The organism is Caballeronia sp. ATUFL_F1_KS39 (assembly GCF_023630985.1).
In the GTDB taxonomy this organism is placed as follows: domain Bacteria; phylum Pseudomonadota; class Gammaproteobacteria; order Burkholderiales; family Burkholderiaceae; genus Caballeronia; species Caballeronia zhejiangensis.
In genome coordinates this window covers 46,054-69,410 of the sequence record NZ_JALQDZ010000061.1, presented here as the reverse complement: position 1 = coordinate 69,410, position 23,357 = coordinate 46,054, and the positions used below count along the sequence as shown (strand labels likewise).

The window sequence follows — 23,357 nt, the reverse complement described above, 5'->3', positions numbered from 1 at the left end:
ATCGACGATAACCGCTTCGCTGCCTCGCGCGCGAAGCAAGAGGAGAACCCAATGAAGAAGTTCCATCCGTTGCGGGCCGGCGTGCTGGCCATCGCATCGAGCGCAATGATCGCATCGCTCGCGCAGGCCGCCGATCCGAACAAGCCCGAGATTCGCTTCGGCGCGACGGCCGGTCCGTACTCGGACCAGATTCGCTACGGTATCAAGCCACAGTTGGAGAAGGAAGGTTACAAGGTGACGATCGTCGAGTTCAGCGACTACGTGCAGCCGAACCTCGCGCTCGCCGACGGCGCGCTCGACGCCAACGCATTCCAGCACGAGGTGTATCTCAAGAAGTTCTCGGCGGACCACAAGCTCGCGCTCTCGGAGCTCGTGAAGGTGCCCACCGCGCCGATCGGACTCTACAGCCACAAACACAAGCGCCTCGACGAGCTGAAGGACGGCGCGACCGTGTCGCTGCCGAACGACGTCACCAACCAGGCGCGCGCGATCATTCTGTTGCAGCAACTCGGCTGGGTGACGCTCAAGTCCGGCGTCGATCCGGTGAAATCGTCGGAGCGGGATATCGCGTCGAATCCGCACAGGATCAAGCTCGTGCCGCTCGAAGCCGCGCAACTGCCGCGCTCGCTCGATGACGTCGACTATGCGTTCGTGAACGGCAACTTCGCGCTCGCGGCCGGCCTCAAGCTCAATGACGCGCTCCTGCTCGAAAAGATTCCGCCGTACTACCTGAATCTCGTTGCGGTACGCACGGCCGATCTGAACAAGCCGTATGTGACGGACATCGCGAACGCGTACCGGTCGGCGGATTTCGCGCGCGTGATCGAGCAGCGCTTCGCGGGATTCTCCAAGCCGGCGCAGTAAGCGGGAACGCTGCGGCGCAACGCTCAAGGCCGCAGCCCTTCGACGGCTTCGAGCCGCGACGCCGCATCGTCGCGGCGGCTTCTCGACAGACGCGGATTGAACGCGGCGTGCAGCGCATCGCTCAGCAGATTGAGCGCGAGCACCGTCAGGGCGATCGCCGAGCCGGGCACCGCGATCATGTACCACGCGGTGCGCAGGGCTTCGCGCCCGGTGCCGACCATCGAGCCCCAGCTCACCACGTTCGGATCGCCGAGCCCGAGAAACGACAGCGCCGCCTCCGACAAAATCGCGTTCGCGACGAGCAGCGCGGTCGAAACGAGAATCGGCGTGAGCGCGTTGGGCAGGATCTCGATGAAGATCAGATGCGCATCGCTTGCGCCGAGCGCGATGCTCGCGCGGACGAACTCGCGCTCGCGCAGCACGATGAACTCGCCACGCGTGAGCCGCGCGATGCCCGGCCACGCGGTCACGCCGAGCGCGAACACGATCGTCGAACGCGACGGCGTGAGAATCGCCACGAGGATGATCGCGAGCAGAAACGGCGGCACGGTCTGGAAGAACTCGGTGATCGCCATGAGCACGCGGTCGATCGCGCCGCCGAAGTAACCCGCGACGCCGCCGATCAGCACGCCCAGCACGAGCGCGATAACGGCGACCGTCCCGCCGACGGACAGCGAGACGCGCGCGCCGTGAAAGAGACCGGCGAGCAGGTCGCGGCCCATCAGGTCGGTGCCGAGCGGAAACGCGCGATCGGCGCCGGGCCATTGATAGGGCGCGGCGACCATGTCGAGCGGATCGCCGGGAAAGAGCCAGTTGGCCGAGAGCGCCGCGACAAGCGCCAGCGCGAGCAGGAGCGCGCCGACGAACGCGGAAGGCTGGCGCAGGAAAGTGAGCGGCTTCATCGGTTCGACCTCGTGCGTGGATCGACGAGTCCGTAGAGCAGATCGACCATCAGATTGAGCAGGACGACGAGACACGCCGAGAGCAGCAGCACGCCGACCAGCAGGTTGACGTCGCGGCTTTTGATGGCCTCGAACGACAGTTGCCCGAGCCCCGGCCAGCCGAACACCGTCTCGACGATCACCGAGCCGCCGATCAGCGCGCTGCCCTGCAGGCCGAGCATCGTGAGCACGGGCAGCACCGCATGGCGCAGCGCATGACGCGTCGTCACGTACCACGGCCGGCCGCCCTTCGCGCGCGCGGTGCGGATGAAATCCTCCTGCAGCGTCTCGATCATCGAAGCCCGCGCGAGCCGCGCGAAGATGGCCACGTAATACAGCACGAGCGTCGCGGCGGGCAGCACGAGATGGCGCAGATGATCGAGCAGGCGCGAAACGCCGCGATGCGCAACGTTGGTATCGGCGACACCGCCGATCGGCAGCCAGTCGAGATGCACGCCGAAGACGACGATCAGGAGCAGCGCGGTCCAGAACATCGGCGCGGAATAGCCGATGGTCGCGAGCGTGGAGACGAGCGTATCGACGACGCCGTGCGGGCGGCGCGCGGCGAGCACGCCGAGCATGAGCCCGAGACTCACGGAGACGACGAGCGCCGTGCCGATCAGCGCGAGCGTGGCGGGCAGGCGCGCGAAGATCAGCGACGCGACCGGTTCGCCGAAGCGAAACGAAAAGCCGAGATCGAGCCGCAGCGCATGTTCGATGTAATGCAGCAGTTGCCACCCGACGCCGTGATTCAAGCCATATGCTTCGCGTAACTGCGCGACGTATTGCGGCGACACGTTGCCGCTCTCGCTCGCGATGACATCGACGAGATCGCCGGGCATCAGCTTGAGCAGCACGAAGTTGAGCACGGTGGTGCCGAGCAGCACGAGCACGAGCTGAATCAGCCTGTGCCCGATCCTGCGTCCCGCGAGCGCCGATGTAAGCCGCATGACGGTCACGCCTTGTCGAACCAGACGCGCGCGAAATTGGCGCGCGAATGGCTGGCGGTGTCGGTGACGTTGCGCAAGTCCTTCGCCCACACGCCGAACCAGCGGAACTCGAACAGATTGATGAGCGACAGGTCGCGCTGCGCGATCTTCTGCAACTCGACGTACAGGTCGCGCCGTTTGGCCGGATCGGTTTCCGTCTGCGCCGCTTCGATCACGCGGTCCATCTCGGTGCTCGCATAGCCGGACGCGTTGAACCACGGCGTGCCGTTGGAGGCCGCCTTCGACCAGTAATGCTGCTCGATGCCGATCTGCGGATCGAGGCCGTCCGTGCCCCAACTGCTGATGAGCTGGAAGTTGTAATCGGTGAAGACGTTCTTGATCCACGTCGGCAAGTCTTGTCCGCGCAGATTCACGTCGATGCCCACGCGCCGCAGCGCCTGACGCACGAACTCGCCGGTGCGCCGATAGTCGTCGCCGTAGGGAATGAAATCGTGATCGAGCTTGAAGCGCCAGCCGTCCGCCTTCTTCGGGAATCCGGCCTTGTCGAGCAAGGCCTCGGCGCGCTTCGGATCGTACGGATACTGCTGCGTATCCGCCGTATAGAAAGACTTCACCAGCGACGACTCCGGCCCCGTCGCGGGCACCGCGTAGCCGCCCCACACGGTCTTGACGAGCACGTCGCGGTTGATCGCGTGCGCGATCGCCTGACGCACTTCGAGCTTGCCGAGAATCGGATCGCGCAGATTCGGTTCCAGCCAGAGCCACGCCGCGTAGCCGTTATAGCCTTCACGCGAAACGACGAGATGGGGCAGCTTCGCGAGCCGGTCGGCATCTGCGAAAGTCACCGGATTGCGTTCGCCATATTGCGCCGCGCCGGTTTCCAGCGCGGTCGCGCGGCCGGAAACGTCGGGCGTGATTTTCCATGTGATGCGGTCGAGATACGGCTGACCCGGCGCCCAATACTTGTCGAAGCGGTCGAGCACGATGCGGTCGCCGCGCGCCCATTCCGTGAACTTGAACGGACCCGTGCCGACCGGCTTGTTGTTGTACGGATTGTTGCGGATGTCCGTATTCTCATAGAGATGCTTCGGCAGGATCGGCGTGCCGAGCGAATCGAGAATGCCGAAGGTCGCGGGCGTCGATTTCGACAGATGCAGCACGACCGTATGCGCATCCGGCGTATCGATCTTCGTCAGGTATTGCAGCACGCGCCGCGACGCCGGGCTGATCTTCAACCACACTTCCTCGGCTGAGAATTTGACGTCGGCGGACGTGAAGGGCTGGCCGTCGTGCCACAGCGCATGGCGGCGCAGCCTGAAGGTCCATGCGAGGCCGTCGGGCGAGACGGTCCAGCTCTCCGCGAGCTGCGGGCGCGGCTTGAGGTCCGGGCCGTATTCGACGAGGCCGTCGAAGATCTTGCTTGCGACCGCGCCGATCATCGTCGCGGAGTTGACGAAGAAGGCGAGCGTCGGCGGTTCCGGATGGATGACCGCCGTGAGCGTGCCGCCGCGCTTCGCGCCGTTCAGCGTGATCGGCGTCGTTTCGGTCGTGGCCCAGGCGTTGCCCGTGAACACGAACGGCGTCGCCGCGCCCGCGACGAGCGCGCCCGCGCCCTTGAGCAGCCTGCGCCGCTTCAGATCGGCCACGGCGGCGCCCAGCGGATCATCGCGGAACAGAAGCGTCGAGGTCGAGGTCGAGGTCGGCTGCGGCTTGCGCTTGAAAGTCACGATCAATTTTCCTTGTATCGAATAAGAATGGCGCATGCGATGACGGCACCGCGTCGATCAGCGCGCGCGTGTAGGTGTGTTGCGGCGAAGTCCAGATCGAAGCGTGATCGCCGCTCTCGACGATGCGTCCCGCCTGCATCACGAGCACGCGGTCGGCGATATAGCGGACTACCGACAGGTCATGCGAAATGAAGAGCAGCGCGAGGCCCAGCTCGTGCTTGAGGTCGGCGAGCAGGTCGAGAATCTGCGCCTGAATGGAGACGTCGAGCGCGGACACGGGCTCGTCGCAGATGACGAGTTCCGGCCGCAGCACGAGCGCCCGCGCGATGCCGATGCGCTGCCGCTGCCCGCCCGAGAACTCGTGCGGATAGCGCCGCAGCGCCGATTCCGACAGACCGACGGCATCGACGATGCGGCGAATCCTGTCGTGCCGTTCGCGCCGGTTCGAGACGCCGTGAATGGCGAGCGCATGACCGAGCGTGCGTTCGACGGTATGACGCGGATTGAGCGAGCCGTACGGATCCTGAAAGATCATCTGCACGCGGCGGCGATAGGGCCGCAACGCACGCCGTCCACGATGCGTGACATCGTCGCCGTCGAAGACGATGCGCCCGCCCGTGGGCTCCACGAGCCGCGTCAGCGCGCGCGACAGCGATGACTTCCCGCATCCCGATTCGCCGACGAGGCCCACTGTCTCGCCCGCGCGAATCTCGAAGCTGACGCCGTCCACGGCGCGCACGCCGTCGTAGTCGACGCGCACGTCGCGGGCCTCCAGCAGCACGCGCGCGGGCGTTTCGGCCGTGGATCGCGGCTTGGCGCGCGGCGCGTCGGTGAGCCGCGCGTCGCGATAATGCAGTCCCGCGCCGAAATGCAGCGACGCGCCGAGCAGCGCGCGCGTGTACGGTTGCGCGGGCTGCGTGAACAGTTGCCGGCTCGATGCTTCCTCGACCTTCGCGCCGTCCTTCATCACGACCACGCGATCCGCCCAGCGCCCGACCACGCCGAGATCGTGCGTGATGAGCAGCACGGCCATCGACAGTTCGCGCCGCAGGCGGTCGATCAGCGCCAGAATCTGCGCCTGAATGGTGACGTCGAGCGCGGTGGTCGGCTCGTCGGCGATCAGGAGGCCGGGGCGGCACGCGACCGCGATGGCGATCATCACGCGTTGCCGCTGTCCGCCCGACAGTTGATGCGGATAGTGCGCGAAGCGCCGGCGCGGCTCCGGCAGATGCACGAGTTCGAGCAGCTCGAGCGCTTCCTTGCGCGCGGCCTGAGCGGACATCGGGCGATGCAGCGTGAGCGCTTCGGCGACCTGCTTGCCGACGGGCTGAAGCGGATTCAGCGAGGTCATCGGCTCCTGAAAGATCATGCTGATGCGATCGCCCCGCAGCGCGCTCCATTCACGCTCGCTTTGCGCGAAGAGCGGTTTCCCTTCGAAGCGGATCGCGCCTTGCACGCGCGCACGTTCCGGCAGCAGTCCCATCGTCGCGAGCGCGACGGTCGATTTCCCGCTGCCCGATTCGCCGACGAGCGCGACGATCTCGCCACGCGCGATCGTCAGATCGAACGGGCGAACCGCCGCATGGCCGCCGAAGGACACGCTCAACTGGTCGATCTCGAGCAGGGGCGTCGCGGCGCTCATGTCGCCTGCCTGTCGGCCGGCCCGGACGGATCGCGGAAGCCGGCGGCCGTGTGACGCGCGCCGAGCCGCGCGCCGCCGCCGAAGAGCTTCTCGCGCAGCGTGCCTTCTGCATACGCCGTCTTGTAGATGCCGCGCGACTGCAATTCCGGAATGACGAGATCGATGAAGTCCTCGTAGCTTTCCGGCGTCACGGTCCGCGTGAGATTGAAGCCGTCGATGCCGGCTTCGTCGACCCAGGATTGCAGCGCGTCGGCCACCTGAACCGGGTCGCCGACGATCGTCGTGTAGCGGCCGCCCAGTTGCATCTGGTCGAGCAGATGCCGCACGGTGACGCCGCGCTTGCCGTCGGTCACGCGCTGCACCGACGATTCGATGCCGCGTCCCTTGTGGCCGCCGGGCGGCGCGAGTTCGTCATCGGGCGCGTAGGTCGAATAGTCGATGCCGCTGCCCGCCGCGAAGTGCGCGAGACCCGCTTCAGGACTCGCATACCGCGCGTACTCGGCGAACTTCTCTTCGGCTTCGCGCTGCGTGCGGCCGACTACCACGGTGATGCCCATGATGATCTTCAGATCGCCCGCATCGCGTCCGGCTTCGACGGCTTGCGCGCGCAGCGCGTTCACGAGCTTGCGCGTGCCTTCCTTGCTCTGGCTCGACACGAACACGCATTCGGCATGACGCACGGCGAACGCCTGGCCGCGCCCCGACGATCCGGCCTGGAACAGCACCGGCGTGCGTTGCGGCGACGGCTCGCACAGGTGATAACCGTCGACGTCGTAATAACGGCCGCGATGCCGCACCTTGCGCACCTTCGCGGGATCGGCGAACACGCGCGCCTCGCGGTCGCGCAGCACGGCATCGTCCTGCCAGCTTCCTTCCCACAGCTTGTAGAGCACGTCCAGATACTCGTCGGCGCGATCGTAGCGCTCGTCGTGCGCGATCATCTCGGTTGCGCCCATCGCGCGGGCGGCGCTGTCGAGATAGCCGGTCACGATGTTCCAGCCGATACGTCCCTCGGTCAGATGATCGAGCGTCGAGAAGCGCCGCGCGAGCAGATACGGCGCTTCATAGGTGAGATTGACGGTGATGCCGAAGCCCAAGTTCTGCGTCGCGGCGGCCATCGCGGAGACGAGCATAATCGGATCGTTGACGGGTAACTGCACCGACTCCTTCAGCGTGACATCGACCGATTGCTGATAAACGTCGTACACGCCGACGATATCCGCGATGAACAGCCCGTCGAAGAGGCCACGCTCAAGCAGCTTCGCGAGGTGGGTCCAATAGGAGAGTTTGCGATAGTCCGTCGAACGGTCGCGCGGATGGGTCCAGAGGCCATGATTGATATGGCCGACGCAGTTCATGTTGAACGCGTTCAGAATGATGTGCGTCTTGCTCATGAAAGGGCGGGGCGAACGAAGAAAAAGTCAGGCCACGCCGATGCGCCATTGGCCCGGCGGCAGCGTGCCGTTCACGGCGAAATCGCCGACGATCCGGTCCTTGTAGATGCGCGGATTGTGCGACGCGATCGTGCGCGCGTTGCGCCAGTAGCGGTCGAGCCCGGCGGTGCGCAGCGTCGCGGATGCGCCGAGCGCGTCGAACACGCTCGCGCTCGCGTCGAGAACGAGTTGCGACGCGACCGTCTGCGCCTGCCAGATCTCGATCTCCGTTTCCGCGATGACGGCGAGCGCATCCGGCCTGTCGAACGACGCCGCCGCGCGTTCGAGCGCGCGCGCCGCCTGCGCGACGATCGCGCCGGCCGTCCAGGCGTGCGCGCGGGCGCGGCCGACTACTTGCAGCAATTGCGGATCGTCCGCGGCGCGCGTGCTGACCGCGTGGCTGTAACTGCGCGTGCGCGCGGCGATGGCGGCGGCCGCATCGCTCGCGACGGCCCGGCCGATGCCCGCGAGCGTCGCCAGATGCACGAGCTGATAGAACGCTTCGGAGTACGGGAACGGCGCGCGGCCCGCGACGATTTCGCGTTCGTCGACCTTCACGTTGTCGAAGCGGCTCGTGCCGCTCGCGGTGAGGCGCTGGCCCATGCCGTCCCAGTCGTCGATCACTTCGACGCCGTCCGCACGACGATCGACCGTGACGGACACGGCCTCGTCGTCCGCATCGGTTGCGCCGACGTGGATCCAGTCGGCGAAGAGCGAGCCGGTCGTATAGAACTTCGTGCCGTTCAGATGCCAGCCGTTCGCGTCGCGGGTGAGGCGCGTCGCGAACTGGCTGCGCGGCGCTTCGCCCGTCTCGGACCACGCCGCCCCGACGATGACGCCCTTCGCGAGCCGCGCGAGCCATCGCTCGCGTCGTTCGACGGGACTGTCGAGCGCGTGCTCGATGAAGCCGAAGTGCGCGCGCAGCGCCTGCGTGATGTTCGAATCGGCTTCCGACAACTCGATCAGCAATTCGAACAATTCGACGAGGCGGATGCCCTGGCCGCCATAGTCGGCCGGCACGCGCAAGGACGTGAAGCCGGCGTCGCGCAGCCAGGCGATTTCGTCGGTGGGAAGACGGCGTTCGAGCTCGCGCGCGACGCTCTGTGCGCGGATGCGAGCGAACACGGGCCGAAAGCGCGCGGCGAGCGCGGCGTACCGTTCCGTGGGACCGGGACCCCACGCTGCGCCGACTTCGACGCCGGAAGGCAGGGGAGCATTGCGATCGAAAGGCATGGCGCTCCGATGTGATTCGTGAAAGCGTCGATTATCTGCAACCGGTGCGCCAACGCTAAACGATGAATCATCAGAAGCTAAGCGCAATCGCCGCTATTCGCCGTTATCTGGTGTCGACGGCCATCTTCGCGGCAGGCGCGTGGGCCAGGCGAGCAGCTATGACCTCGAGCCACCGCTGGTCGCGCTTGCGCTCGGGCTGATCGACCGTCTGACGATGCCGCGCGTTCCTCGCGTGCAATGCATTGAAGAAATGCTTCGTTGTTGAACCGTTCCGGCGAGCCTAGATTCGATCTGTCGAACCTAGCCAGCGGGGCGTGCAATCATGAGCGATGTCGTGATCGAGCAGCCGGTCGAAGTCGAGGCCGGGTTGAACTATCTCGTGCCTACGGGCGTGAAGCCCGCCTCCTACGCTTACGATCCGCCGCCCGGCGTGCCGCGCCGCACCGGCGAATATCGCACGCACGCGGTGCGGATTTCGAATGCGCGGCTGCGACCGCCGCCGGGCGGCCTGTCGCTGGACCGGAATGGTTTCGAGTTGCATCGCGAAGCGAGCGCGCTCAGCGATTTCTCCGACGATGCCGCGATTCGTTCGGTCTACTACCCGCAATCCGAGCGCCTGCTGAAGCAATGGACGGGGGCGAAGCGCGTCGTCATCTTCGATCACACACTGCGGGATGGCGCGGCGGCACGCGCGAACGGCGTGAAGGAGCCGGTGCATCTGATCCACAACGATCAGACCTTCGTTTCCGGGCCGCGCCGGGTGCGCGATCATCTTCCCGCCGATGAAGCCGCCCGCCTGCTGCAAGGGCGCTTTGCGATCGTCAATCTGTGGCGGCCGGTGGGCGAGGTCGTGGAATCGTCACCGCTCGCATTGTGCGATTCGCGCAGCATCGACGAACGCGATGCGGTCGCGCAGGACTTCATCTATCCGACGGTGACGGGCGAAACCTACGCGTTCGTGCATAACCCGCTGCATCGCTGGTACTACTTCCCGCTGATGTCGCCCGACGAGGCGCTGCTCATCAAGATCTACGACTCGGCCGGCGACGGCGTCGCGCGTTTCACGGCGCACACGGCCTTCGACGATCCCGCATCGCCGCCCGATGCACGGCCACGCCGCAGCATCGAGTTGCGCAGCCTGCTGTTCTTCTGAGGTACTTCCGAGCAAGCCTGGTACGCGCTGCAAATACGAAAAGGTAACTCGGTATCGCAGAGGAAGGCATCGCACGCGGCCGCGAAAGCAACGAACGAATTCGGCTACGGCGCGCAATGGGCGAGCTGCGGGAAAGCATCGCGGGATTGCAGCGATATGCATAGTCGAAACGCTTCGTTGGCGACGCGTCTTGTCGATGCTTCAATGTTTCCGTCGCATTGAATGCGGCCTGCATCCGACAAACGCAAACCACAACGGAGATTTTCGATGTCCGAACTTTCCACGCTCGCCGCCGAATCCACGCTGTCTCCCGTCACGTCGAATGAACCGTTCCAGGTGCGCCCGATCGGCGGGCGCATCGGCGCCGAAGTGCGCGGCGTGACGCTTTCCGCCGATCTCGACGATAACGCCATCGCCGCGATCAACAATGCGCTGCTCGAACACAAGGTTCTGTTCTTCCGCGGCCAGTCGCATCTCGACGACGCCGCGCAGGAAGCCTTCGCCGCGCGTTTCGGCGAGACCGTCGCGCATCCGACCGTGCCCTCGCTTTCGAGTGGAAGCCGTCTGCTCGAACTCGATTCGAAGCATGGCACGCGCGCGAATTCATGGCATACGGACGTCACGTTCGTCGATGCTTATCCGAAGATTTCGATTCTGCGCGGCGTCGTGATTCCGCCCGCCGGCGGCGACACGGTATGGGCCAACACGGCCGCCGCATATGCGAACCTGCCGGAAGCGCTGCGCGATCTCGCCGACAAACTCTGGGCGCTGCATTCGAACGCCTACGACTATGCCGCCACGCGCAACGTGCCCGATACGGAATCCGAGCGCGAGTACCGCAAGCAATTCACCTCGACGCTCTATGAAACGGAGCATCCGGTCGTGCGCGTGCATCCGGAAACGGGCGAACGCACGCTCGTGCTGGGTCACTTCGTGCAGCGCTTCATCGGTCTTTCGCAGCGCGATTCGGACCGTCTCGCCGAAATCTTCCACGATCACGTCACGCGCCTCGAAAACACCGTGCGCTGGCGCTGGACGCAAGGCGATGTCGCGATCTGGGACAACCGCGCGACGCAGCATTACGCGGTGGCCGACTACGCCGATGCGCATCGCGTCGTGCGTCGCGCGACCGTGCACGGCGATGTGCCCGTAGGCATCGACGGGCGCAAGAGCCGCATCGTCAAGCAGGAAACGCGCACCGCCTGACGCGTGGCGCGATACCCCATGCACCGGCGATCGCATCGCCGGCGATCCACTCTTTCTCATTGCACGATGACACTACGATTCAAGCTCTTCGTCGGCGCGGCGACGCTGTTCGCTGCGCTCATCGGTCCCGCGCAGGCCGCCGATCCGGCCGTGGTGCGCATCGGCGTCGCGCAGCAGGGAACCGGCGATCCGCCCGTTTTCGGCGGCTCGCCCGCGGCGACCGCGCTTTTGCAGCATCGCGTCGAAGATGCGTTGCAGCCCGAGCACATCAAGGTCGAGTGGATCTTCTTCAAGGGCGCGGGGCCCGCCGTCAACGAGGCGCTCGCGAACAAACAGCTCGACTTCGCGTATCAGGGCGATTTGCCTTCCGTGCTCGGCCGCGCGAACGGATTGAAGACGCATCTGCTGCTGGCGTCGAACGTCCGGACGGGTGTGTACCTCGCGGTGCCTCCCGATTCGGACATCAAGAGCATCAAGGATCTGAAGGGCAAGCGCGTCGGCATCTTTCGCGGGACGAATCTGCAACTCGTCGCCGATAACGTGCTGAAGCAAAACGGCCTCAGCGAACGCGATCTGCGCGTCATCAATCTCGATACCGCTGCCTCGCAGGCCGCGCTGGCGTCGAAGGGCGTCGATGCGGTGTTCCTCGACTACTCGCTCTTCAAGCTGCAACGTCAGGGGCTCGCGAAGATCGTCTATGCATCGCGCGATGACGGCGTGCAGTTCACGCGCCAGGCGCATCTTCTCGTGCTCGAAGACTACGAGCGCGCGCATCCCGACACGGTGCAGAAGGTCGTGACCGCCGTGGTGCAGGCCGCGCAATGGTCGTCCGATGAAACCAATCGCAATGCACTCTTCGCGTTGTGGGCGAAGAGCGGCGTGCCGGTCGAATCGTGGTCGTCCGAGTTTGCGAATCAATCGATGAAGGACCGCATGTCGCCGCTCATCGATCCGTTTCTGGTCGCGCGTTATCAGGCCGTCGCCGACGATGCGTTGCGTCTGAATCTGATTCGTCAGCCCGTCAGCGTGAATGGATGGTTCGAGCCGAAGTATCTGGATCAGGCGCTGAAGTCGCTGAAGCTCGAAGCCTACTGGCCGCGTTTCGATGCAACGGGCAAGCCTTCCGGCGAACGTCTCGCGGAGAACAGATAAATGGCCAATGCACTGACGCGTGTGTTTCAGCCCGCGGATCGTGCGCGCGGAATGTCATCAACTGATGCGTGGCGCACGATCGGCTGGACTGCGTTGCCGTGGATCGTGCCCAGCGTCTGCGCGTTGCTGTGGGTGCTCGGCTCGCACTACGGCTGGATCTCCGCGCAAGTGTTGCCGGCGCCCGCGCTCGTCTTCGAAACGCTCGGCGCACTCGCGAAGAGCGGCGAGTTGTGGACGCATCTGCTGGCGAGCACGACGCGCGCCGCTGTCGGATTCGGCGGCGGCGTGCTGCTCGGCATCGCGCTCGGCGGATTGCTCGGCCTGTCGCGCACGCTGGAAGCCTACGTCCTGCCGAGCTTCAACGCGATCGTGCAAGTGCCGGTGCTCGGCTGGTTGCCGTTTCTCATGATCGTCGTCGGCATCGGCGAGCCGCTGAAGTATCTGCTGATCGGGCATGCGGCGCTCGTGCCCGTCACGCTCTCGACACTGCAAGGCTTTCGCGGCACGCCGCGTGCGTTGCAGGAAGTAGCGTCGGTGTATCGCTATACGCGCTGGCAAGTCATCACCCGCGTGACTTTGCCATCCGCGATTCCGGTCATCGGCACGGGCGTGCGGCTCGCGTTCACGAAAGCGTGGCTGACGCTCGTCGTCGTCGAGCTCGTCGCGTCGTCGGAAGGGCTGGGTTATCTGATCGTGTATGGACGTCAGCTTTTTCAGCTCGATCTCGTGCTGGCCGCGGTGCTGATCGTCGGCGCAATCGGCTATGCGGCAGATCGCCTGCTCGATGCATTTGAGCGCAAGCTGCAACGCGGCCGCGTCAATTGAGGATCAGCCATGTCGACTCTGGATTGGGAAGCGGGAACAGTCAAAGGATCGTGGCGCGGACTCGTGCTGCCGATAGCCGCGCTCGCCGTGTGGTGGTACGTGTCGCGCGATGCGCAAGTGGGGCGAGGCGTGATGGTTTCGCCTGCACACGTGTGGAGTACGGCGGTCGATCAGGTCCGCAGCGGGGCGCTCGCGCGTGCGTTGTCGGCATCGCTTGCGCGCGAGCTGACGGGCTTTGCGATCGGCACCAGTCTCGGCCTCGCGCTCGGCGCATTGCTCGGCATATCGAAGCTCGCGAATCGCGCGATCGCACCGAGCTTCAACACGTTCAAGCAAGTGTCGCTGTTCGCGTGGATTCCGTTGATCTCCGTGTGGTTCGGACTCGGCGATGTCGCGAAGGTCGTGTTCCTGTCGCTTGCCGCGCTCGTGCCCGTCGTGATGCATACGAGCGACGGCATCCGCGCCGTTCCCGCGAACTGGCTCGACGTGGCGCGCGCATATCGCTATGGCAGGCTGCAAACCGTGGCCTATGTCGTGGTGCCCGCAGCGTTGCCGTCCATCTTCACGGGCGTGTATCTGGCGCTCATCTATTCGTGGCTCGCGACGCTCGGCGCGGAGTATCTGCTCGTTGCGGGCAGCGGCATAGGCAATACGCTCGTCGATGGCAGCGAACAGTTTCGTATGGATCTCGTCGTGTTCGGCGTGATCGTGGTCGGTTTGACGGGGTGGGCGTTGAATGCTTTCGCGCGCGGCGTGCAGCGGCGCTGGTTCGGCGCGTCGCGCGCGGCTTGAGGAGAATCTGGATATGACGACGCAAATAGAGCAAGACAGTGGCCTGACGCTGCGGCACGTGAGCAAGCGCTTCGCTGGCGATGCGGGGCCGCCGGTGCTCGATCGCATCGAGCTGTCGATTGCGAGCGGCGAGTTCGTGAGCATCGTCGGGGCGAGCGGTTGCGGAAAGTCGACGTTGCTGCGGCTCATCGCGGGCCTCGATGGCGATTACGACGGCGAGATCGATTTCGGCGGCGAACGCGTCGTGACGACGGATCTGTCGCGCGGCATCGTGTTTCAGGATCATCGGCTGTTTCCGTGGCTCGATGTCGCGCAGAACGTCGCGGTCGCGTTGCGCAACGCGCCGTTATCGAAGGCCGAGAAGGCGCGCGCGGTGGCCGAGCATATCGAGCTCGTCGGATTGAAGGGCTACGAGCGGCTTTATCCGCATCAGTTATCGGGCGGCATGGCGCAGCGCGTTGCGATTGCGCGAGGACTGGTGAACCGGCCGCGTCTGCTGTTGCTCGATGAACCCTTCGGTGCGCTCGACGCACTTACGCGAAGCCGCTTGCAGCTCGAATTGCAGCGGATATGGGAGCATGAACGGATCACGATGGTGCTCGTCACGCACGATGTGGAGGAAGCCGTGCTGCTGTCGGACCGGATCGTGGTGATGCAGGCGCGGCCGGGACGCATCGGGGAAGTGGTGGATGTATCGCTGCCGCGGCCGCGAAAGGTTGGAGATAGCAAGGTCGCCAGGTTGCGCGACGATATCGTGGACAGCTTCTTCACCGAAGCGGCCTAAAGCTGCGCTTCGATCGCCGCTTTATCGATAACGGACCACACGCGCTCGATCTTGCCATCGCGGAACTCATAGAAGACGTTCTCGCAAAACACGACGCGTCTTCCATCGATATGCAGGCCGAGGAAGTCAGCCTTCGGCGTGCATTCGAAGCGCAACCGGCAAGCGACGCGCGGCGGCTCCGCTATCAGCAGTTCGATATCGAAGCGGAGGTCCGGAATTTCGCGCACATCTTTCTTCAGGAGCTCGCGATAGTCATCGAGCGTGAGCGCGCGCGCGTTGTACTGCAGCGCATCGTGAACGAACGCGCCGAGATTCGGCCAGTCGCGCGCATTCAGGCAAGCGATGTATTGCCTGTAAATATCTGAAAGCATCGTGTGCGCTCCGGAAGGAATGGTGATGCGCTTATCGTAGCGTTGTGCGTTCGGCGGTGAACCGACGCGCGCAGCGCTCAATTCTCATCGACGACTCGCTAACTAACAAGCTTACTTCGGATGGCACGCGCAATGCTGAACGCAGGCATCACATGTTCCCGCCGGAGTTCTCCATGCCTTTTCGCGGCCAACCCGATCAGCTTTTGCCCAACGCCGCGCCAGGCGAACCGGAAGCGGGGCGCCGTTCGTTTCTGACACGCGGCGGCGCGGGCATTGCAGTCGCGCTCGCGGCCGGAACCGGCAGCGCATGGGCCGCCGGTCCTTCAGGTGCCGATGCCAATCAGGTCAAGCTGCCGCTGATTCAAGACCCGAACACGGAGCAGAAGGAAGAAACGCCCGACGCGAATCTGCCGCCCGACGCGCGCATCGGCTATGCGATCGTCGGGCTCGGACGTCTTTCGTTGAATCAGATTCTGCCCGCGCTCGCGCAATGCAAATACTCGAAGGTGGCGGCGCTGGTTTCCGGCGATCGCGAAAAGGCGCGGCGCGTCGCGCGTCAATACGGCATCGCCGATGCCGACATCCACGATTATCAGGACTTCGAGCGGCTTGCAGACAATCCGCGCGTGCACGTCGTGTATATCGTGTTGCCGAACGGCATGCACAAGGCGTTCACGCTGCGCGCGGCGAAGATCGGCAAGCATGTGCTCTGCGAGAAGCCGATGGCGAACAATGCCGCCGACTGCGAGGCGATGGTCGAAGCGATGAAGCGCGCCAATCGCAAGCTGATGATCGCGTATCGCAGCCAGTACGAGCCGATGGATCGCATGGTTGCGAAGATGGTCAAGGAGAAGAAGCTCGGCACATTGCGCGAGTTCATCGCGGGAAATTCGCAGAATGTGGGCGATCCATCGCAATGGCGCTTGAAGAAGGCGCTCGCGGGCGGCGGCGCAATGCCCGACATCGGCCTCTATTGCCTCAACGCGGCGCGCTTTCTGTCGAACGAAGAGCCGATGGAAGTCGTCGCGACGGTGCATCGCCCGCAAGGCGATCCGCGCTTTGCCGAGGTCGAGGAATCGGTGCACTTCATCCTGCGCTTTCCGAGCGGACTCACGGCGACGTGCATGTCAAGTTATGCAAGCCACGAATCGCGTTTCTTCAGGCTGCAAGGCGCACAAGGCTGGGTCGAGATGGATCCGGCGTTCGGCTATAACGGATTGCGCTTGCGTCACGGCATGCTCGTCGACGGCAAGAGCGCGACGACCGAAGTGCAGATCGATCCGCAGAACCAGTTCGCGCGCGAAATCGATCACATGTCGGTCTGCGTGAAGGACGATCTCGTGCCGCACACGCCGGGCGAGGAAGGCTTGCAGGATCAGCGGATCATCGACGCGATCTACGAATCGGCGCGCACCGGCCGCGCCGTGAAGCTCGCCCAGCCGGATGCGCCGACGCGCGGGCCGGAGCCGCAGGAAGAGACTTTCTGATCGGTTGCGAACGGGTGGCATGCGGCGCGTGCGGAAGAGATAGCGCACGAGCACGCTCGCCGCGTTGACGCCCGTCGCGAGGTGGACGCCTTGTGCGCGGTAAGGATTGGCCAGCACGACGTTGGCGAGAATCTTCACCGCGAAGCCTCAGAGATCATGCGATAGCGCGTTTCGCTCGCGAACTGATTCGCGAGTCCGCAGCGGAACAGTTTCGTCACAGCGACGGTGTCTTCGGCGTGAACGCGCCCCTCTGAAACAACAGGTTGATCCCCCGCAGAAAAAGAAGCACTTTCGCCGTGGCCCGCCCCGCGCGTGCGCCAACTCTCGCACGATCGGCAAAGACGGGCGGTACATCAGCCGTCCCTCGCGGCATCAGCGATGCTAATAGACGAAGACGCCGTTATCAGATCGATTTGACGGAGCGCGCCGGGCATTCATTCAGGCTTGCGGCTTAACCGCCCATTCCCGCGCGTCCCATTGATACGGAACCGTAAGGACAGTGTCATCCGGGCTAGCACCGATATAAGCCCGAATTATCCGGCGCATCAATAAACAGTATTAGGCGTTATGGTGCGATCTCGCTACGCTTCATCCAATGCGCTCGCTTACCACAGTCGGCGCGCACAGATGGAGACGCTGATGAACACGCGCTGCCGCAGCGAACGGCAATCCCGCATTCGTCTAGCCGGTGTTGTCGTCCGCGCGCGGCAGCGCCGATCATGCGCCCGTGCTGATCTTCCAGAACGAGCGCGTGCATCGGCTTCGGGATCAGCGTTATTCGTGGTGTCGGAGACGCTCGACAAGCTCGAAGGCGGCTACGCGCGGACTCCCTCCCGAATCATTGCGCATAACGGCGGACGCCAACGGGCACACGCCTTTCACAACAGCCGGAGACATTGATGAAATACGAAGATGACGTTCGTGCGCGTTCCTACAAGTTCCGCGACGAGTATGTCGATGCCACGCCATGGTGGTATCGCGGCGAAATGCACCTCGGCTTCACATTGCTCTTCACGGGCGGCGTGATCGTCTTTTGCCTGATGCAGCTTCATGCGCCGACGCTCGCCGAATGGCTGGCCGTCATTCCGCTCTTTCTGTTCGGCAACTGGGCGGAATGGGCGGCGCACCGCTATGTGCTGCATCGCCCGACGAAGTATTTCAGCATGATCTACAAGCGCCATTGCGCGGTTCATCACCGGTTCTTCACGCATGTGACGCTTGAATACAAGGGTCACCGCCACTGGCGCGCGCTGCTGTTTCCGCCTTTCGCGCCGGTTGCATTCGTGCTGGCGGCCGTGCCGTTCGCGCTCCTGATCGGGTTCGTATTCTCCCGCAACGCAGGCTACATCGCGCTGTTCACGATGGCGGCATACTTTCTGATGTACGAGGGCCTGCATACGCTCTCGCACGTCACCGACAGCCCGTTCCTCGACCGCGTTCCGTTCGTGAACACAGTGCGGCGCCTGCACGCTACACACCACGATCCCGAAGTGATGGCGACGCAGAACTTCAACCTCACGTTCCCGATTTGCGACACGCTGTTCGGCACACGCAGCGACGTTCCCGGTCGTGCGCGTCAACCGTTGGAACGCGGCCACTAAGGCGCTTGTTTCCACAAAACACAGTCGCTCGCGACGTGGCGTTGCGTACGGCGGCCTCGAACTACCCGGCCGTCGCAGCCGCCTCACGGTTGCGCATGATCCATTCGCTGAAGAGTTTGACCTTCGGCTGACTCGCGACGCACTCCGGATAGACGAAGTAATAGCGTGAGCCCGTTTCGAGCACGGTGTCGAACGGCATGACGAGCCGCCGGGCCGCCACGTCTTCGCTGACCAGCGTCCGGTCGCCGATCGCGACGCCGAACCCTTGCATGGCGGCGTTGGTCGCCAGATCGAGCGTTTCGAATGTCGGTCCGAGCGTCGCGTCGATCTCGCTCGCACCCGCGCAATCGAGCCAGAGCTTCCAGTCGCGGTGATCGCGCGTCGGATGCAGCAACGCATGATGCGCGAGATCAGCCGCGGCGGCGAGCGGACTTTCATTGAGCAGTTCGGGCGAGCACACGGGCGTGAGCTGCTCGTCGAAGAGCGGCACGGCGTGCACGTCCGCACCGGGCGACGAGCCGTAGATGATCGCCGCATCGAACGATTCGACCTCGAAATCGACATCGTGCTGCCAGGTCGTCGTGATCTGCAATTGCAGTTCGGGATGCTCGCTCTGGAAGCGCATGATCCTCGGCAGCATCCATCGCATCACGCAGGTGGGCACTTTCAGCGCGAGATCGGTGCGCTGGCGCGTGAGACGCAGCGATACCTCTTCGATGCGCCCGAAGCTCTCTCTCACGACGGGCAACAGCACGTCGCCTTCCGCCGTCAAGGTCAGGCCCCTTGCGCCGCGGATGAAAAGGGGAAAGCCGAAGTATTCCTCCAGCGCGAGAATCTGTCTGCTGATCGCCCCCTGCGTGAGGCACAGATGTTCCGCCGCACGCGTGAAGCTGCGGTGACGCGCGACGGTCTCGAAGATCTGCAGTGCGTTGAGCGGAGGAAGTCGTCGCATCGGGGCGTGTCTCCGATCATGAAAATCACGTCAGCCGGAAATAGTGTAGCAAGCCGGGCGCGGTGCTAATGCAGTATCTTGCCCAGAAAATCCCTCGCCCGGTCGGACCGCGGATGCGCAAAGAACGCGTCCTTATTTTCGTCTTCCACGATGCGCCCGTGATCCATGAAGATCACCCGGTGCGCGACCTTTCTGGCGAAGCCCATTTCGTGCGTGACGCACATCATCGTCATGCCTTCCTGTGCCAGTTCGACCATCACGTCCAGCACCTCGTTGATCATCTCCGGGTCGAGCGCGGAAGTGGGTTCGTCGAACAGCATCGCGACCGGGTCCATCGACAGTGCGCGCGCAATCGCCACGCGCTGCTGCTGGCCGCCTGAAAGCTGCGCGGGATACTTGTCGGCGTGCGCGCGCAGGCCGACGCGCTGGAGCAGACGCAGCGCCTTGTCGGACGCTTCGTCTTTCGAGCGCCCCAGCACTTTCGTCTGCGCGAGCGTGAGGTTGTCCGTGATCGACATGTGCGGAAACAGCTCGAAATGCTGAAACACCATGCCCACTTTCGAGCGCAGTTTCGACAGGTTGGTGCGCCTGTCGTGGACGGACTCCCCGTTGACCGTGATGCTGCCGCTCTGGAACGGCTCGAGCCCGTTGACGGTCTTGATGAGCGTCGACTTGCCGGACCCGGACGGCCCGCAGACCACGACCACTTCGCCTTTGCCGACGGTGGTGGTGCAGTCGGCCAGAACCTGGAACTGGCCGTACCACTTCGACACGTTACCGATGGAAATCATGCGCAAACCTTTTTGAAAGTGCGTTAGCCATTGAGACGCGGCGTTTAGCGATGTCTGCCGACGCGATACCGGCGCTCGAGCGCGCGCGCATACCAGGTCAGCGGAAAGCACATCGCGAAGTAGAGCAACGCGACGAGGGCGTAGATCGGGAAGGGACGGAACACTGCGTTGGTGATCATGGTGCCGGTCTTGGTCAGCTCCGTGAGACCGATGATCGACGTGAGCGCGGTGCTCTTCACGACCTGCACGAGAAATCCCACGGTGGGCGGCACGGCGATCTTCCATGCCTGCGGCCAGACGACGTAACGCAACTGCTGCGTCCACGTCATGCCGAGGCTCGCCGCGGCGCTCCACTGGCCGCGCGGCACCGCCTCCACGCAGCCGCGCCAGATGTCGGCGAGACAGGCGCCCGTGTACAGCGTGAGCGTGACGGTCGCGGCAGCCCAGGGCGACACTTCAACGCCCAGCAGCGGCAAGCCGAAGAAGCCGAGGAAAAGCTGCATCAGAAGCGGCGTGCCCTGGAACACCTCGACATACAGCACCACCGTCCGGCGCAGCCACGGCAGCGGCGACACGCGCATGGCGAGCAGCGCCAGTCCCGTGAGGCCGCCTCCGACGAACGCGATCACCGAAAGCACAACCGTCCAGCGCGCGGCCAGCGTCAGGTTGCGGGCGATATCCCACAGCGTGAACTCGATCATCGTGAACGCTCCTTCGGAAGGCCGGGTTCGGCCGCGCCGATGCGCAGGGACAACAGGTTGCGCAGACCGCGCCGGGAAGTGGTCGCGGCCGCGCGGCCGGCCCGTCCCGCGAACAGCCGCTTGCCGAGTCGGTTGATCAGCATGCGCAGCACGATCGACAGCAGCAGATAGATCGCGGTGACGATCACGTAGCACTCGAACGAACGGAAGTTGCGCGACTGAATGAAGCTGGCGGCGTGCGTCAGGTCAGGCACCGAAATCTGCGATACGACCGCGGAGCCGAGCATCACGATCAGCACCTGCCCGAGCAGTGCCGGAAACACGTTGGCGAGCGCCTGCGGCAACACGACGTGGCGGAACACGTGCGGTCCCCGCAGGCCGAGCGCCATCGCGGCCTGGAGCTGTCCGCGCGGTATCGAGTCGATGCCCGCCCGGACGATTTCCGTGGCGTACGCGCCGAGGTTCACCGTCATCGCCAGCACGGCGGCCTCGATTTCGCCGATATGCACGCCGAGGCTGGGCAGCCCGAAGAACACGAAGAAGAGCTGCACGAGAAACGGCGTGTTGCGAATCAGCTCGACATATGCGGTGATCGCCGCGCGGACCGGCTTCGGGCCCGTCACGGCGAGACACGCGCCGCCGATGCCGACCAGGCCGCCCAGCAGCGTCGATATGGCGGTCAGGCCGAGCGTCACCGCGACGCCATGCGCGAGCACATCGACATAGAGGCCGACGTCGCTGAAGTCGAACGTGTAGGTCATCGAGCGATCCTCCCGCGTGCGAGTGAACGGAGCGCTCCGCGCATCACAGGTCGGCCGGCAGCGGTGCGCGCAGCCACTTCTGCGAGATCGCGTTCATCGTGCCGTCCTTCTTCGCCGCGGCGATGGCTTCGTCGACCTTCTGCTTGAGGCGCGGCTCGTTCTTGTTCAGGCCCACGTGATCGGGCGAGCTGAAGAGCGAGAACTTCTGCTCGGGATCGTTCGACGGGTGACGGGCGATGATCGTCGCGCCCACGTCGTTGCCCACCACGAGCAGTTGCGCCTGCCCGGCCAGAAACGCGGAGATCGCGCCGTTCGGGTCGTCGAATCGCTTGATCGACGCGGACGGCGGCGCGACCTTGCTCACGCTCAGGTCTTCCAGCGTGCCGCGCGCGACGGCCACGCTCTTGCCGGCAAGGTCGCCCGCGTTCTTCACGGGCAGCGACTTCGGACCGAATACGGCCAGGTTGTACGGCGCGTAGGCCTGCGAGAAGTCGATCACCTTTTCGCGCTCGGGCGTCTTGCCGACCGAGAGCAGCATGTCGGCCTTATGGTCGACGAGATACGCCATGCGGTTGTCGCCGGTGACCTGAATCAGTTCGACCTTCGCGTTGAGGGTCTTGCCGATCAGGCTGGACACGTCGATGTCATAGCCCTGCGGCTTCATGTCCGGCCCGATCGAGCCGAACGGCGGATAGTCCTCGAAGACGCCGATCCGGACGACGCCGGACTTGTTGATCGAGTCGAGCGCGTCGGCGTGCGCCAGCGGCGCGAATGCGCCGAGGCCCGCGATGCCCGAGAAGGCGAGGAGGGCGGCGGTGCGGGCGAGGAAGCGCTGCGCGGAAGTCGTCGTGTGCATGAAGGTCTCTCCTGTGTCGATACGGTGGGCGGCGTGAATTCAGTGCGCGGTGCGTGCCGCGATGAGCTTGCAGGCGTGCGGCGGAAGTTCCGCGAAGACGGGCATGCCGGTTCGCAGGTCCGGCGTCTCGCGCGTCGTCGTGGCGGCGGTGAGCGTGAAGCCCGCGCAATCGATGGTCGCTTCGAGCGACGCGCCGACATCCCGGATGAACGCCACCTTTCCGGCGAGCATGTTGGGCCCGGGATCGACGGCGCCGTTTACGGCTGTCCGCATGCAGACGTCTTCGGGACGAATCAGCAGGCGGACGTCGCCCGCCGCGCCGCGCGCGGGCGGTGCGGCATCGACGACGATCTGCTGGCCGCCCGGAAGCGCGATCCGGTCTCCGCCTTCGAGCGTGACGGGCAGGATGTTGCCGAGGCCGATGAAGTCGGCGACGAATTCGCTGACGGGATTGCGATAGATGTCGAGCGGCTTGCCGACCTGCGCGATGCGTCCTTTTTCCATGACGACGATCTCGTCGGCCATGGTCATGGCTTCGCGCTGGTCGTGCGTCACCATGATCGTCGTGATGCCGAGGCGCTGCTGCAGGAGACGGATCTCGACCTGCATCGCCTCGCGCAGCTTCGCGTCGAGCGCGGAGAGCGGCTCGTCGAGCAGCAAGAGCTTCGGCGACGACGCGATGGCGCGCGCAATCGCCACGCGCTGGCGCTGTCCGCCCGACAGCCGCGAGACCGGCCGGTCCGCCATGTGCGGCAACCGGATCAGATCGAGCAGTTCGGCGACGCGGCTGGCTTCCGCCGCCTTGCCGACCCGGCGAAGACGCAGCGGATAGGCGATGTTCTGCGCGACCGTCATGTGAGGAAAGAGCGCGAGCGACTGGAACACCATGCCGAAATCGCGTCGGTTCGCGGGCACGTCAGTCAGATCGCGGCCGGCGAAGGCGACCGTTCCGGACGACGCCGTTTCCAGCCCCGCGATGATGCGCAAGAGCGTCGTCTTCCCGCAGCCGGACGGCCCGAGAAAGCACATTAGCTTGCCGTCGGGCACGGCGAGATCGACATGATCGACGGCGTATGCGGCGTGGAAGCGCTTCGTTACCGCCTGAAGTGTCAGATGAGTCATGAGGGTTCCCCGG

Annotated in this window: 22 protein-coding genes; 9 read left to right on the top strand and 13 right to left on the bottom strand. The window is 64.7% G+C overall.

The features are described 5' to 3' along the window. The first annotated feature begins 51 nt into the window (after window positions 1-51). Complete coding sequence (locus tag NCR93_RS29425; protein WP_175982446.1) at window positions 52-864, top strand: MetQ/NlpA family ABC transporter substrate-binding protein; 813 nt, start codon at window positions 52-54, stop codon at window positions 862-864. Between the two features lie 23 nt (window positions 865-887). Here the strand turns inward: NCR93_RS29425 and NCR93_RS29420 are convergent, their stop codons facing one another. From NCR93_RS29420 to NCR93_RS29395, 6 genes are read right to left on the bottom strand one after another with little or no spacing between them, the layout of a single operon-like run. Then, a complete protein-coding gene (locus NCR93_RS29420; protein ID WP_175982447.1) occupies window positions 888-1,766 on the bottom strand; it encodes an ABC transporter permease in 879 nt (292 codons plus the stop codon). After that, window positions 1,763-2,755, bottom strand: a complete 993-nt coding sequence (locus NCR93_RS29415) for an ABC transporter permease (RefSeq protein WP_175982448.1) — start codon at window positions 2,753-2,755, stop codon at window positions 1,763-1,765. Before NCR93_RS29415 ends, NCR93_RS29420 begins: the two co-directional genes overlap by 4 nt. Window positions 2,756-2,760: 5 nt before the next feature. Then, window positions 2,761-4,482 (bottom strand): ABC transporter substrate-binding protein, encoded by a 1,722-nt coding sequence (locus NCR93_RS29410; RefSeq protein WP_175982449.1) that lies wholly within the window; start codon window positions 4,480-4,482, stop codon window positions 2,761-2,763. Beyond that, complete coding sequence (locus tag NCR93_RS29405) at window positions 4,418-6,124, bottom strand: ABC transporter ATP-binding protein (protein WP_175982450.1); 1,707 nt, start codon at window positions 6,122-6,124, stop codon at window positions 4,418-4,420. Before NCR93_RS29405 ends, NCR93_RS29410 begins: the two co-directional genes overlap by 65 nt. Beyond that, entirely contained in the window at window positions 6,121-7,518 is a 1,398-nt protein-coding gene (locus NCR93_RS29400; RefSeq protein ID WP_250532386.1) for an LLM class flavin-dependent oxidoreductase, read from the bottom strand. Before NCR93_RS29400 ends, NCR93_RS29405 begins: the two co-directional genes overlap by 4 nt. A gap of 27 nt (window positions 7,519-7,545) precedes the next feature. After that, window positions 7,546-8,790, bottom strand: coding sequence for an acyl-CoA dehydrogenase family protein (locus NCR93_RS29395; RefSeq protein WP_175982452.1), 1,245 nt, complete (start codon window positions 8,788-8,790; stop codon window positions 7,546-7,548). Window positions 8,791-9,112: 322 nt separating this feature from the next. Here NCR93_RS29395 and NCR93_RS29390 point away from each other — a divergent pair, with 322 nt between their 5' ends. From NCR93_RS29390 to NCR93_RS29365, 6 genes are all read left to right on the top strand, one after another. After that, the gene (locus NCR93_RS29390; RefSeq protein ID WP_175982453.1) at window positions 9,113-9,943 is read left to right on the top strand and encodes a CmcJ/NvfI family oxidoreductase; all 831 of its coding nucleotides are present in this window, start codon (window positions 9,113-9,115) and stop codon (window positions 9,941-9,943) included. A gap of 267 nt (window positions 9,944-10,210) precedes the next feature. Beyond that, window positions 10,211-11,149, top strand: coding sequence for a TauD/TfdA dioxygenase family protein (locus NCR93_RS29385; protein WP_008345425.1), 939 nt, complete (start codon window positions 10,211-10,213; stop codon window positions 11,147-11,149). 66 nt (window positions 11,150-11,215) lie between these two features. Further along, window positions 11,216-12,301, top strand: coding sequence for an ABC transporter substrate-binding protein (locus NCR93_RS29380; RefSeq protein WP_239295330.1), 1,086 nt, complete (start codon window positions 11,216-11,218; stop codon window positions 12,299-12,301). A 51-nt stretch (window positions 12,302-12,352) separates the two neighbouring features. After that, the gene (locus NCR93_RS29375) at window positions 12,353-13,126 is read left to right on the top strand and encodes an ABC transporter permease (protein WP_239295339.1); all 774 of its coding nucleotides are present in this window, start codon (window positions 12,353-12,355) and stop codon (window positions 13,124-13,126) included. Window positions 13,127-13,135: 9 nt separating this feature from the next. Continuing rightward, entirely contained in the window at window positions 13,136-13,918 is a 783-nt protein-coding gene (locus NCR93_RS29370; protein WP_008345434.1) for an ABC transporter permease, read from the top strand. A 13-nt stretch (window positions 13,919-13,931) separates the two neighbouring features. After that, window positions 13,932-14,702, top strand: a complete 771-nt coding sequence (locus NCR93_RS29365; RefSeq protein WP_033535709.1) for an ABC transporter ATP-binding protein — start codon at window positions 13,932-13,934, stop codon at window positions 14,700-14,702. Here the strand turns inward: NCR93_RS29365 and NCR93_RS29360 are convergent. Continuing rightward, complete coding sequence (locus NCR93_RS29360) at window positions 14,699-15,073, bottom strand: ester cyclase (protein ID WP_008345436.1); 375 nt, start codon at window positions 15,071-15,073, stop codon at window positions 14,699-14,701. The genes NCR93_RS29365 and NCR93_RS29360 overlap by 4 nt on opposite strands. A gap of 173 nt (window positions 15,074-15,246) precedes the next feature. On the opposite strand from NCR93_RS29360, the gene NCR93_RS29355 reads away from it, so the two are divergent. Continuing rightward, window positions 15,247-16,560, top strand: a complete 1,314-nt coding sequence (locus NCR93_RS29355) for a Gfo/Idh/MocA family protein (RefSeq protein ID WP_175982456.1) — start codon at window positions 15,247-15,249, stop codon at window positions 16,558-16,560. A gap of 899 nt (window positions 16,561-17,459) precedes the next feature. After that, window positions 17,460-18,161, top strand: a complete 702-nt coding sequence (locus NCR93_RS29350; protein ID WP_008345438.1) for a sterol desaturase family protein — start codon at window positions 17,460-17,462, stop codon at window positions 18,159-18,161. Window positions 18,162-18,222: 61 nt separating this feature from the next. Here the strand turns inward: NCR93_RS29350 and NCR93_RS29345 are convergent, their stop codons facing one another. The 6 genes from NCR93_RS29345 to NCR93_RS29320 all read right to left on the bottom strand — a co-directional run bounded on the left by NCR93_RS29345 (window position 18,223) and on the right by NCR93_RS29320 (window position 23,344). Next, window positions 18,223-19,113, bottom strand: a complete 891-nt coding sequence (locus NCR93_RS29345; protein ID WP_175982457.1) for a LysR substrate-binding domain-containing protein — start codon at window positions 19,111-19,113, stop codon at window positions 18,223-18,225. Window positions 19,114-19,178: 65 nt separating this feature from the next. Beyond that, complete coding sequence (locus NCR93_RS29340) at window positions 19,179-19,904, bottom strand: amino acid ABC transporter ATP-binding protein (protein WP_008345440.1); 726 nt, start codon at window positions 19,902-19,904, stop codon at window positions 19,179-19,181. Between the two features lie 44 nt (window positions 19,905-19,948). Further along, complete coding sequence (locus tag NCR93_RS29335) at window positions 19,949-20,605, bottom strand: amino acid ABC transporter permease (protein ID WP_008345442.1); 657 nt, start codon at window positions 20,603-20,605, stop codon at window positions 19,949-19,951. Further along, window positions 20,602-21,366 (bottom strand): amino acid ABC transporter permease, encoded by a 765-nt coding sequence (locus NCR93_RS29330; RefSeq protein WP_008345443.1) that lies wholly within the window; start codon window positions 21,364-21,366, stop codon window positions 20,602-20,604. The genes NCR93_RS29335 and NCR93_RS29330 overlap by 4 nt, the downstream gene beginning before the upstream one ends. A gap of 43 nt (window positions 21,367-21,409) precedes the next feature. Beyond that, complete coding sequence (locus NCR93_RS29325) at window positions 21,410-22,222, bottom strand: transporter substrate-binding domain-containing protein (protein ID WP_008345445.1); 813 nt, start codon at window positions 22,220-22,222, stop codon at window positions 21,410-21,412. A 39-nt stretch (window positions 22,223-22,261) separates the two neighbouring features. Next, on the bottom strand, window positions 22,262-23,344 hold the full coding sequence (locus NCR93_RS29320; RefSeq protein WP_175982458.1) for an ABC transporter ATP-binding protein: 1,083 nt from the start codon (window positions 23,342-23,344) through the stop codon (window positions 22,262-22,264). Window positions 23,345-23,357: the final 13 nt, after the last annotated feature.

Coding starts and splice junctions, on each gene's coding strand:
- NCR93_RS29415 (WP_175982448.1), bottom strand. CDS start 2,755: ATGCGGCTTACATCGGCGCTCGCGGGACGCAGGATCGGGCACAGGCTG.
- NCR93_RS29420 (WP_175982447.1), bottom strand. CDS start 1,766: ATGAAGCCGCTCACTTTCCTGCGCCAGCCTTCCGCGTTCGTCGGCGCG.
- NCR93_RS29345 (WP_175982457.1), bottom strand. CDS start 19,113: ATGCGACGACTTCCTCCGCTCAACGCACTGCAGATCTTCGAGACCGTC.
- NCR93_RS29370 (WP_008345434.1), top strand. CDS start 13,136: ATGTCGACTCTGGATTGGGAAGCGGGAACAGTCAAAGGATCGTGGCGC.
- NCR93_RS29425 (WP_175982446.1), top strand. CDS start 52: ATGAAGAAGTTCCATCCGTTGCGGGCCGGCGTGCTGGCCATCGCATCG.
- NCR93_RS29330 (WP_008345443.1), bottom strand. CDS start 21,366: ATGACCTACACGTTCGACTTCAGCGACGTCGGCCTCTATGTCGATGTG.
- NCR93_RS29385 (WP_008345425.1), top strand. CDS start 10,211: ATGTCCGAACTTTCCACGCTCGCCGCCGAATCCACGCTGTCTCCCGTC.
- NCR93_RS29375 (WP_239295339.1), top strand. CDS start 12,353: ATGTCATCAACTGATGCGTGGCGCACGATCGGCTGGACTGCGTTGCCG.
- NCR93_RS29320 (WP_175982458.1), bottom strand. CDS start 23,344: ATGACTCATCTGACACTTCAGGCGGTAACGAAGCGCTTCCACGCCGCA.
- NCR93_RS29405 (WP_175982450.1), bottom strand. CDS start 6,124: ATGAGCGCCGCGACGCCCCTGCTCGAGATCGACCAGTTGAGCGTGTCC.
- NCR93_RS29400 (WP_250532386.1), bottom strand. CDS start 7,518: ATGAGCAAGACGCACATCATTCTGAACGCGTTCAACATGAACTGCGTC.
- NCR93_RS29395 (WP_175982452.1), bottom strand. CDS start 8,790: ATGCCTTTCGATCGCAATGCTCCCCTGCCTTCCGGCGTCGAAGTCGGC.
- NCR93_RS29390 (WP_175982453.1), top strand. CDS start 9,113: ATGAGCGATGTCGTGATCGAGCAGCCGGTCGAAGTCGAGGCCGGGTTG.
- NCR93_RS29340 (WP_008345440.1), bottom strand. CDS start 19,904: ATGATTTCCATCGGTAACGTGTCGAAGTGGTACGGCCAGTTCCAGGTT.
- NCR93_RS29360 (WP_008345436.1), bottom strand. CDS start 15,073: ATGCTTTCAGATATTTACAGGCAATACATCGCTTGCCTGAATGCGCGC.
- NCR93_RS29380 (WP_239295330.1), top strand. CDS start 11,216: ATGACACTACGATTCAAGCTCTTCGTCGGCGCGGCGACGCTGTTCGCT.
- NCR93_RS29355 (WP_175982456.1), top strand. CDS start 15,247: ATGCCTTTTCGCGGCCAACCCGATCAGCTTTTGCCCAACGCCGCGCCA.
- NCR93_RS29335 (WP_008345442.1), bottom strand. CDS start 20,605: ATGATCGAGTTCACGCTGTGGGATATCGCCCGCAACCTGACGCTGGCC.
- NCR93_RS29350 (WP_008345438.1), top strand. CDS start 17,460: ATGAAATACGAAGATGACGTTCGTGCGCGTTCCTACAAGTTCCGCGAC.
- NCR93_RS29325 (WP_008345445.1), bottom strand. CDS start 22,222: ATGCACACGACGACTTCCGCGCAGCGCTTCCTCGCCCGCACCGCCGCC.
- NCR93_RS29365 (WP_033535709.1), top strand. CDS start 13,932: ATGACGACGCAAATAGAGCAAGACAGTGGCCTGACGCTGCGGCACGTG.